This window comes from Marinitenerispora sediminis (genome assembly GCF_003336425.1).
Classification (GTDB): domain Bacteria; phylum Actinomycetota; class Actinomycetes; order Streptosporangiales; family Streptosporangiaceae; genus Marinitenerispora; species Marinitenerispora sediminis.
On record NZ_QEIO01000171.1, the window covers coordinates 1 to 9,837 of the forward strand.

The following is a 9,837-nucleotide window of genomic DNA, read 5'->3' on the forward strand; positions in this document are numbered from 1 at the left end:
GACCGGTGACGACCGAGGTGATCTGTTGACCCTGCCGGCGGCGCCGCGGCTCCGGGCACGGACCCAGGGGGGCGTGTTCGGTCGCCGGCCACGGAGGCGTGTCTTCCGTTCCCAGCCACGGAGGCGTGTCTTCCGTTCCCAGCCACGGAGGCGACTCCCGCCGGCAGGGTCAACAGATCACCTCGTTCGTCACCGGTCCTTTGGCCGGTCGCGTGGACGGCACCGCCGTCCACACCGTCGCGGTTGTGGCGGCTCCGACCGCCGAGCGACGTCCGCAGGCGCGCGCCGCCACGTTACTCGTGAGTTTAGTAGTGGCGGTTTCGTCCCCGTATGCCGGTCCCTGGGATCTTACTGGGGGCGTGTCGGGTACCGCCGGTGCGGTGCCGGGCGGAGGGGAAGCGGGATCGGCGAGGGGGCGGATGGGACAAAATAGAACCAATTCCACTTGATCTTGCCGTGGGATGGCGCGCGCCCGGTCCGCCGGCCCGGCCGCCCTTTCGCCACCGGTCGATGAGGTGTTGTGCACAGTCACCGGACGCTGCCCGGGGCCGTGTTCGTTGGATAACGTGTTCTCATGGCGGTGCCGGAGGGGGCGCCGGCATATCGGCGCGAGGCGGGGGCCCGCGCGACGACGATGGGAGTGGCGACGTGGCGGTCCAGGCGCCGATCGGCACGCGGGAGCGCGGCCAGCACCAGCGACGCAGGCGGATCGTGCAGACGGCCGCCGCCCTGGCGCTGCGCGGCGGGGTGGAGGCCATGCAGATGCGGACCGTCGCCGAGCGGGCCGGTGTCGCCCTGGGCACGCTCTACCGCTACTTCCCCTCGAAGATGGACCTGGTGGTCGCCGTGGTCACCGAGGAGCTGGACCTGCTGGAGAGCAGCATCGTCCGCCGCCCGCCGAGCGCCGACTCGGCCGCCGGCCGCGCGGTCGACGTGCTCATGCGGGCCACCCGGGGCCTGGTCCGCGAGCCGGAACTCGCCGACGCGCTGGTGCGGTCGCTGATCCTCGCGGAGGTCAAGACCGAGCTCGGCTCCCGGATCACCGACCTGCTGTGGCGGGTGGCCACCGGCGCGGTGGCCGGTACCGCGGAGGACCCTGCTCCCGACCGCGAGGGGCGGGAGTACATCCTCGTGGGCGCCCTGGCCGGCGTGTGGATCTTCGAGCTGCTGGAGGCGCTGCGCGGCGGCCGCGATCTCGACGAGGTGCGCGAGCGCCTGGAGACCACCGCCGGTCAGCTGCTCGCCGGCTTCTGACCCGGCGGGTGGCCGGGGGCGGCGCGGCGTCCGGGCGCGGCTGGTTCCACGGCGCCCGATGACCGGCCCGGGCTGATGCCGGAGCCGGAGCCCAGCGGGGGAACGCCGTCGCCGCCGGCTCCGACTCCGCACCGCGCGGATGGGCACGAGGTCCGGTCGCGCGGCTTTCGCGCTGGTGGGACAGGCGCGGGGCAGGCGCTTGGCCTCCGGGTGCCGGGTGCCGGGTGCCGGGTGCGGCCACCGGCCCGGCAACCGCGTCCCGGCGGGACCCGGGCCGGGGACAGGCCGCGACCGCGGTCGAGCCTCGGCGGGCTGCCGCCCGGTCCGCTCCACCACCGCTGCCGCACCGTAGGAAGGCCCGGGACCTCGACCGCCGTCCGGAAGGACGCTGAGCGCCACCAGGGGGCGCCGGGAACTCTGCCCGCGGCCCCCGGCGCCTTCCCCCATGGGGCGTACCCGGCCCGGCAGAGCCCCGTCAGCGGTCTAGTCCGCGGCCTCCTCCTCGGCGGAGAACATGCCCACGAGGCCGCCGAACCACTGCTCGAACACGCCGGGCCGGGCCTCGTCCTCGTCCCGGTCCGGCGCGTCGGGACTGGGGTCGGCCGAGGAGGGCGGGCGGGAGTCGTGCGTGTCGGGTGCGGATTCCGCCTCCGGGGCCTCCCCGGTGGCGGTGCGCTCGGAGGCCGGCCCCTCGACCGACGCGGGCTCGGCGGACGCCACCGCGGTGGGGTCCGTGCTCGGGGGCGCGGAGTGCGCGGTGGCGCTCGACCGCGGTTCCGGAGCCGTGAGCTGGTCGGGTGACCCGTGCTCGCCGATGCCGGACCCGGGCGCGGGGGCGGCGGGGGTGGAGGGCGCCACCTCGGCGATGGTGGTCGACGGGCCCTCCGCCAGGAGGACGCCGACCCCCCACAGCGACAGCGCGATGGCGACGGTGGCCAGACCCGCGACCACGGGGGTCGTCCAGCGGGACTTCTCGGCCTCGTCGTCCGCGGGCTCGTCGGGCTCGGGCGAGATCTCGGCCAGGGGTTCGGTCCGGTCCACGGCGGGCGTGTCCGCCGTGGTGATCCGGTCGGCGGGCAGGGCGACGACCTCCTCCTCGCCCGGCCCGCCGCCGCCCTGAGCGGCGGGCTCGGGGGCCGAGGCCTCCGCCGCGGCCTCCGAGCGCGAGCGGTGCAGCGGGAAGCCGCCCACCCCGAGCGGGCGCATGAGGTCGGCGAGCCGGCGGCGCTCGGCGGCGCACTCCGGCGCCGTCCAGTCCGCGAGCACGTCGTGCCGCAGCCGGTCCGGCGGGCCGGGCGGCGCGACCGCCTCCAGCAGCGCGACGACGTCCACGAGCGCCCACTGGGTCGCGCCCGGGCGGCCGGGGGCGCTCGCCGTGGCGGACAGCTCGTCGATGGCGCGGCGCACCGACGCCCGGCACAGCTCGCCGGCGGTCTCGGCGTCCAGTCCGAGGATGCCGGCGATCTGCGACGGCGCGAGCCCGTGGCGCAGGTAGAGCTCCAGGAGCTCGCGGTAGCTGGGCGGCAGCCGCGGCATGGTCAGCAGCAGCGGGCGCTCCGACTCCACCGCCGGCAGCTCCGCGTAGGGCGTGCGCCGGGCGAATCCGCGCCGCTGGCACGCCGTCCGCGCCAGCGCGAACAGCCAGGGCCGCAGGTCGCCGTGGTCGCCGAGCCGGCCGATGAGCTCCCCGGCGGCCAGCAGTGCCTCGCGGACCGCCTCGCCCGCGGGGTCCGCGGTGCCGGTCCGCGGCCCCAGGAGCGACCAGCAGTACTGGTATAGCCCGGGGGCGAACACGGCGTAGCACTCGGCGTGTCCGCGGCCGTCCCGCAGCAGCCTCGCGTAGGCGACGTCGGCGTCGACGCGGTGCCTGCCGGATCCTCGATGCGCGGTCACGACCCCTCCCCCGTGCCACCCGTGGCATGCGTCTCGCTCCGGCGCGACGCGCGCAGGGTGAAACGCCGGAGTTGTCCGAGACGCTAGCGACGCTCCGGCGGACCTGTCCCGTCGGTTCCGGAACCTATGGCCTTCGAGGAAGCTTATTGTTACTTACTCATCCGCGAGGGACGTGCTCCGAAACCGCTGCTCGGACGGCGCGGCGCGCCCCGTGCCGGACCGTTCCGCCGCCGTGGGACCGGTCCGGCACGAGGGGCCGCTCACTCCCCGCCGCGGGACGGCGAGCCGATCTCCACCATGCGTTCCACCGAGCGGCGGGCGCGGGCCGCCACGTCGTCGGGGACGGTGATCTCGGTCGTGCCGTCCCGCAGCGCGGCGAGCAGCTTGTCGGCGGTGATCATCTTCATGTACCGGCACTCGGCGCGCGAGTTCACCGGCTCGAACACCGTCGTGGGGTTCGCGGCCCGCAGCTGGTGCAGCATGCCGGTCTCGGTCGCGATGAGGACCTTGTCCGCGGTGGTGCGCTCGGCGGCGGCGAGCATGCCCCCGGTGGAGAGCACCTTGACCCGCTCCGCGGGCACCGTTCCGGCGCCGACGAGGTACAGCGCGGAGGTCGCGCAGCCGCACTCCGGGTGCACGTAGAGTTCGGCGTCGGGCTCGGCGGCGACCCGCTCGCGCAGCGTGGCGCCGTCGATGCCGGCGTGCACGTGGCACTCGCCCATCCACACGTGGATGTTCTCCCGGCCGGTCACGCGGCGCACGTGCGCGCCGAGGAACTGGTCGGGCAGGAACAGGATCTCGCGGTCCTCCGGGATCGAGCGGATGACGTCCGCGGCGTTGGAGGAGGTGCAGCAGACGTCGGTCTCGGCCTTGACCGCCGCGCTGGTGTTGACGTAGGCGACCACGACGGCGTCCGGGTGCTCCGCGCGCCACCGGCGGACGTCCTCGGCGGTGATGGTGTCGGCGAGCGAGCAGCCGGCCTCCGGCTCCGGCAGCAGCACGGTCTTCTCCGGGGACAGGATCTTCGCGGTCTCCGCCATGAAGTGCACGCCGCAGAACACGATCGTGCTGGCCCGCACGGTGGCCGCCAGGCGGGACAGGGCGAGCGAGTCGCCGGTGTGGTCGGCGACGTCCTGGATCTCCGGCCGCTGGTAGTTGTGCGCGAGGATGACCGCGTCGCGCTCCTTCGCCAGGCGGCGGACCTCGGCCGCCCACTCGTCCCGAGTGAGGGTGTGCGTCGAAGCGGTGCCGGTTGCCATGTGCGTGCTTCTTCCTTCGATCTGGCCGCCGCGCGGTCGCGGGAAACCGCGCCACGGCCGACGGGGTGCGTCCGTCTGGACACTCCCAGTTTATGTCTTTGAGGCAAAAACCTCGCGCAGCCTAACATGGGGAGTCATGGGAGGAACAGGGGTGCACATCGACGACATCAGTGAGCGGCCCGCATCCGGTTCGGCGGTCCCTCCGGCCGCGCCCGACCCCCCGACCAGCCACGACGTGCTCGCCGTGGTGCTGGCCGTCCGCGAGGACCGGCTCGCCGTCCTGCTGTGGCGCCGCGCCCGGCCGCCCTTCGAGGACCGCTGGTCGCTGCCGGGCGGCCGGCTCGGGGCCCGGGAGGGGCTGGGGGAGTCGATCCGGCGCCAGTTGGCGCAGAAGGTGGACGTCCGCGACCTCGCCCACCTGGAGCAGTTGGAGACGCGCGGCGCCCCCGACCGCGACCCCTACGGCCGCACCCTGGCCACCGCCTACCTCGGCCTGGTCCCCGCGGACGTGGACCCCGTCATCCCGGAGGACACCCGCTGGCACCCGGCGGCCGAGCTGCCCGCCATGGCCTACGACCACGCCGACATCGTCGGGTCGGCCCGCCGCAGGCTGCGGGCGAAGCTCTCCTACACCAACATCGGCTTCGCGCTGGCGCCGCCGGAGTTCACCATGTCGGAGCTCTCGCGGTACTACCGGGCGGCGCTCGGGCACGACGTCGCCGCCACGAACCTGCGCCGGGTGCTGCTGCGCCGCGGTCAGATCGAGGAGACCGGTGCGTCGGTGCCCTCGGGGCGCTCCGGCGGGCGCCCGGCCGCGCTGTTCCGGTTCCGCACCCGCCGGCTGGAGATCACCGACGCCTTCGCGGTGCTGCGTCCCCCGCCGGGCCGCTGACCGCGCCGCGGCGGCCGGCGGCGGAGCGGTCCCAGGGCGCTCAGGGCGATGTCGGCTCCCTGTGTTAGCGTCCCATTCGTGGTGATTCGGAGTGTGGTTTTCGACGTCGGAGAGACCCTGGTCGACGAGACGCGCATCTTCGCGCGGTGGGCCGACCGGCTCGGGGTCCCACACCTGGCCTTCTTCGGACTGCTCGGCGGGGTACTCGCCGAGGGGCGGCAGCTGATCGACGCGTTCCGGCTGGTGAAGCCGGACTTCGACCTCGACGTCGAGAGCGCGGCCTGGCTGGCCGAGGAGCCGGACTCGCTGCGGGAGAACTTCGACGCCGACGACCTCTACCCCGACGTGCGCCCCGCGCTCGCGTCGCTGCGCGCCCAGGGGCTCCAGGTGCTCGTCGCCGGCAACCAGCCCGTGCAGGCCGGGCCGGCCCTCGCCGCCATGGACCTTCCGGTGGACGGCGTCTACATCTCCGACGTCTGGGGGGTCGCCAAGCCGGACCCGGCCTTCTTCGAGCGGGTGCGCACCGCCTCCGGGTTCGCCCCCCACGAGATCCTCTACGTCGGCGACCGGCTGGACAACGACGTCCTCCCGGCCCGCGCGGCGGGGATGCGCGCGGCGCTGCTCCGCCGCGGCCTGTGGGGGTACCGGCACGCCGGGCGGCCGGAGGCCGCGCGCGCCGACGTGGTGCTGGACGGCCTCGCCCAACTTCCGGACTGGTTGTCCGGGAAGGCGGATATTCCGATCTAATTGGTAGGGTAATCCGGGGTGGCGCCGAGTTTGATCGCTTCAGCAGCGGGAACGTGCGACCTCATACAATCGGCGGCTCACAAGCCGGACAAAGAGGACACCACCCAGACCCATGATCACGTTCGATGGCGTCACCAAGCGCTACCCCGATGGCAATGTCGCCGTCGACCATCTGGATCTCGAGATCCCCGCTGGCCAGACCACGGTCCTGGTCGGCCCCTCCGGATGCGGAAAGACGACCTCCCTGCGGATGATCAACCGCATGGTCGAGCCGAGCACCGGGCGGATCCGCGTCGACGGGCGCGACGTCCGGGACCAGGACCCGGCGGAGCTGCGCCGCTCGATCGGCTACGTCATCCAGCAGGCAGGGCTGTTCCCCCACCGCACGGTGGCCGACAACATCGCCACCGTCCCCTACCTGCTCGGCTGGGACCGGCGCCGTGCCCGGACTCGCGCCCACGAGCTGATGGAGCTGGTCGGCCTGGACGCGGACCTCGCCAGGCGCTACCCGCACCAGCTCTCGGGAGGCCAGCAGCAACGGGTGGGGGTGGCGCGCGCGCTCGCGGCCGACCCGCCGGTGCTCCTCATGGATGAGCCCTTCAGCGCCGTCGACCCGGTGGTACGCACCAGCCTGCAGGACGAACTCCTCCGGCTCCAGCAGGAGCTCCACAAGACCATCGTCTTCGTCACCCACGACATCGACGAGGCCGTCAGGCTGGGTGACACCATCGCGGTGTTCCGGCCCGGGGGGCGGCTGGCGCAGGCCGCGGCGCCGGAGCGGCTGCTCGCCGAGCCGGCCGACGACTTCGTCGAGGGCTTCATCGGCTACGACCGCGGAGTCCGGCGGCTGTCGTTCTTCCCGGCGCGGGAGCTGCGGCTGCGCGGCGACGCCGTCCTGGCCGCCGACACCCCCGTGGCCACCGCCCGCGCGGTGGCCGCCGGCGGCGGCGAGCCGTGGCTGCTGGTCGTGGACGACGCCCGCCGGCCGCGCGGCTGGGTCAGCGCCGACCTCCTCACCACCGCCGACGCCCAGACGCCGCTCGGCGACCTGCCGCTCGTGGGCTTCGGCCACGTGTTCACCGTCGAGGACGACTCGCTGCGCGCGGCGCTGGACGCCGCGGTGCTCTCGCCCGCCGGCCGCGCGGTCGGCGTCACGCAGGACGGCACGGTGGTGGGCGTCGTCGCCCAGTCCGAGCTGGGCGAGGCGATCTGGTCGGTCGGCAACGACGACGCCCGCGACGCCGAACCGGTGGGCCAGGATGGGTGACCAGCCGCTGGTCCGCTGGGACTGGATCGCCTCCCACCTGGTCGATCCCATCGGCACCCGGCTGCTGGAGCACCTCCAGCTGTCCATCACGCCGATCCTGCTCGGCCTGCTCCTCGCGCTGCCCCTCGGGGTGGCGTGCGTACGGTGGCGGGCGCTCTACCCGCCAGTGTTCACCACGGTGAACATCCTGTACGCCATCCCCTCCATCGCCCTGTTCTTCCTGCTGCTGCCCTACACCAGCTTCAGCGCGTGGACCGCGATCATCCCGCTGACCGTGTACACGCTGGCGGTACTGGTGCCCAACGTGGTGGACGGCCTGAACCAGGTCCCCGACCACGTCCGGCAGGCCGCCGAGGCCATGGGCTTCGGCCCGCTGCGCCGGCTCGTCCAGGTGGAGCTCCCGGTGGCGCTGCCCGTGGTCATCGCCGGGCTCCGGGTGGCCGCGGTGGCCACGATCAGCATGGTCAGCGTCGCGTCCCTGGTCGGGCTCGGAGGCCTCGGGCAGCTCATCCTCACCGAGGGCTTCCGGCGCCAGTTCCCCACTCCGATCGTGGTGGGCATCGTGCTCTCGGTGGCGCTGGCCTTCCTGGTCGACGGGCTGCTGGTGCTGCTGCAGCGCTGGTGGACCCCCTGGACGCCGCGCCCGGCCCGGGCCGGCGGCCGGAACCGGCGGAGCGCCGCGGCTTCCACCGCCGCGGCTTCGAGCGCCGCGGACCGGCCCGCGGCGCCGGAAGGACGGAGGCGGCGGGCGTGAACCTCATGCTCACGGTCGCGGAGTGGCTCGGCGACCCCCAGCAGTGGTCCGGACCGGCCGGCATCCCGGCCCGGTTCCTGGAGCACCTCGGCTACTCCGGTCTGGCGCTGCTCATCGCCGCCGCCATCGCGGTACCGATCGGGCTGCTCACCGGGCACACCGGCCGCGGCGGATTCCTCACCGCGAGCGCCGCCAACGTCGGGCGGGCGCTGCCCACCATCGGTGTGCTGATGCTCGTGGTGCTGGCGGTGGGCATCGGGCTGACACCGGTCATGGTGGCGCTGGTGGTGCTCGCCGTGCCGCCGATCCTGGTCAACACGCACGAGGGCGTCCGCGGGGTGGACCCGCAGCTCAGGGACGCCGCCCAGGGCATGGGCATGCGCGGCCACGAGGTGCTGCTCCGGCTGGAGCTCCCGGTGGCGGTGCCGCTCATCCTCCTGGGACTGCGCACCGCGGCCATCCAGGTCATCTCGACCGCCACCATCGCCGCCTACGTCGGCATCGGCGGCCTCGGCCGGTTCATCGTCGACGGCCAGGCGCGGCGGCAGTTCGAGATGGTCGCGGGCGGCTCGCTGCTCGTCGTGCTGCTGGCGGTGCTCGTCGCCGTGCTGTTCTACCTGCTGCGCCGCCTGCTGGTCGCGCCCGGCCTGCGCCGGCGCACGCCCGTCGGCCGCTGACCCCCCACTGTCCGTACCATCCCCGCATCGTCCCCGCGGTCCTCCCGTGGGGGAAGAGGAAGACGAGGTCCCCATGCGCACACCGGCCCGAATCGCGACCGCCGGCGTCCCGCTCCTGCTGCTGCTCGCCGCCTGCGGCGGCAGCGACCCCTACGCCGAGGGGGGTGAGGGCGGAGGCGATCCGGGGACGCTGGTGGTCGGCTCGGCCGACTTCCCCGAGAGCACCCTGCTCGGCAACATCTACGCCCAGGCGCTGGAGAACGCCGGCCTCCAGGTGGAGACGCAGTTCAACATCGGCAGCCGCGAGGTCTACTACGACCAGATCGAGTCGGGGAACCTGTCGGTGTTCCCGGAGTACAACGGGGCCGTCCTGGCCTACCTCGACCCGGAGGCGGCCTCGGGCGCCACCGAGGAGACCAACGAGCAGGTGCGCGAGCTGCTGCCCGAGGGCCTGGAGATCCTGGACTCCTCCGCGGCCCAGGACAAGGACTCGCTCACCGTCACCCGCGAGACGGCGGAGGAGCACGACCTGGCCACCGTCGCCGACCTCGAACCCGTGGCCGGCGAGCTCGTCCTGGGCGGCCCCTCCGAGTTCGAGACCCGCGCGCAGGGCGTTCCGGGCCTGGAGCGGACCTACGGTCTGGCGTTCGAGAGCTTCCGGTCCCTGGACTCCACCCTGGTGCCGCAGGCCCTGCGGGACGGCGACGTGCAGGTGGCGAACCTGTTCACCACCGATCCCGCGATCGCCGCCAACGACTTCGTGGTGCTGGAGGACACGGAGAACCTCTTCGGCTCGCAGAACGTCACCCCGCTGGTGTACTCCGACGCGGTCGACGACACCGCCCGCGAGGCGCTGAACGCGGTCTCCGCCGAGCTGACCACCGAGACCCTCACCGAGCTCAACCGGCGGGTCAGCATCGACCACGAGGACCCGGACGCGGTCGCCGCCGACTGGCTGAGCTCGGTCGGACTGGCCTAGCCGGCGCGTGCGCGCGGCCGGCCCGCCTCCTCCGCGGGGGCGGGCCGGCCGCCCGGCCGGCCGGCCCGGTGAAAACGAAGCCGCCCACGGCTCTCCTCGGTGGGCGGGCGGTGGG

The 9,837-nt window shown here is 74.1% G+C and carries 9 protein-coding genes; 7 read left to right on the forward strand and 2 right to left on the reverse strand.

Annotated features, from left to right (window positions below; all coding sequences use genetic code 11):
- Positions 1–648: 648 nt before the first annotated feature.
- Positions 649–1,254, forward strand: a complete 606-nt coding sequence (locus DEF28_RS23255; protein ID WP_114400896.1) for a TetR family transcriptional regulator — start codon at positions 649–651, stop codon at positions 1,252–1,254.
- 483 nt (positions 1,255–1,737) lie between these two features.
- Here the strand turns inward: DEF28_RS23255 and DEF28_RS23260 are convergent, their stop codons facing one another.
- Complete coding sequence (locus DEF28_RS23260; RefSeq protein ID WP_114446228.1) at positions 1,738–3,147, reverse strand: sigma-70 family RNA polymerase sigma factor; 1,410 nt, start codon at positions 3,145–3,147, stop codon at positions 1,738–1,740.
- 260 nt (positions 3,148–3,407) lie between these two features.
- Positions 3,408–4,406 (reverse strand): quinolinate synthase NadA, encoded by a 999-nt coding sequence (gene nadA, locus DEF28_RS23265; RefSeq protein ID WP_114398095.1) that lies wholly within the window; start codon positions 4,404–4,406, stop codon positions 3,408–3,410.
- 136 nt (positions 4,407–4,542) lie between these two features.
- Between nadA and DEF28_RS23270 the strand changes: the two genes are divergently transcribed.
- The 6 genes from DEF28_RS23270 to DEF28_RS23295 all read left to right on the forward strand — a co-directional run bounded on the left by DEF28_RS23270 (position 4,543) and on the right by DEF28_RS23295 (position 9,722).
- Positions 4,543–5,298, forward strand: a complete 756-nt coding sequence (locus tag DEF28_RS23270; protein ID WP_114398096.1) for an NUDIX hydrolase — start codon at positions 4,543–4,545, stop codon at positions 5,296–5,298.
- A gap of 78 nt (positions 5,299–5,376) precedes the next feature.
- Entirely contained in the window at positions 5,377–6,045 is a 669-nt protein-coding gene (locus DEF28_RS23275; protein WP_233515497.1) for an HAD family hydrolase, read from the forward strand.
- A 112-nt stretch (positions 6,046–6,157) separates the two neighbouring features.
- Complete coding sequence (locus DEF28_RS23280) at positions 6,158–7,312, forward strand: ABC transporter ATP-binding protein (RefSeq protein ID WP_114398097.1); 1,155 nt, start codon at positions 6,158–6,160, stop codon at positions 7,310–7,312.
- The gene (locus DEF28_RS23285) at positions 7,305–8,066 is read left to right on the forward strand and encodes an ABC transporter permease (protein ID WP_114398098.1); all 762 of its coding nucleotides are present in this window, start codon (positions 7,305–7,307) and stop codon (positions 8,064–8,066) included. The genes DEF28_RS23280 and DEF28_RS23285 overlap by 8 nt, the downstream gene beginning before the upstream one ends.
- A 5-nt stretch (positions 8,067–8,071) precedes the next feature.
- Positions 8,072–8,743: an ABC transporter permease gene (locus tag DEF28_RS23290; protein WP_374058147.1), complete on the forward strand. Its 672-nt coding sequence runs from the start codon at positions 8,072–8,074 to the stop codon at positions 8,741–8,743.
- A 73-nt stretch (positions 8,744–8,816) separates the two neighbouring features.
- On the forward strand, positions 8,817–9,722 hold the full coding sequence (locus tag DEF28_RS23295) for an ABC transporter substrate-binding protein (RefSeq protein WP_114398099.1): 906 nt from the start codon (positions 8,817–8,819) through the stop codon (positions 9,720–9,722).
- Positions 9,723–9,837 lie beyond the last annotated feature (115 nt).

Excerpts from the sequence above, each read along its gene's own strand:
- DEF28_RS23285 (WP_114398098.1), top strand. The coding sequence starts at position 7,305 with ATGGGTGACCAGCCGCTGGTCCGCTGGGACTGGATCGCCTCCCACCTG.
- DEF28_RS23295 (WP_114398099.1), top strand. The coding sequence starts at position 8,817 with ATGCGCACACCGGCCCGAATCGCGACCGCCGGCGTCCCGCTCCTGCTG.
- DEF28_RS23280 (WP_114398097.1), top strand. The coding sequence starts at position 6,158 with ATGATCACGTTCGATGGCGTCACCAAGCGCTACCCCGATGGCAATGTC.
- nadA (WP_114398095.1), bottom strand. The coding sequence starts at position 4,406 with ATGGCAACCGGCACCGCTTCGACGCACACCCTCACTCGGGACGAGTGG.
- DEF28_RS23290 (WP_374058147.1), top strand. The coding sequence starts at position 8,072 with ATGCTCACGGTCGCGGAGTGGCTCGGCGACCCCCAGCAGTGGTCCGGA.
- DEF28_RS23270 (WP_114398096.1), top strand. The coding sequence starts at position 4,543 with ATGGGAGGAACAGGGGTGCACATCGACGACATCAGTGAGCGGCCCGCA.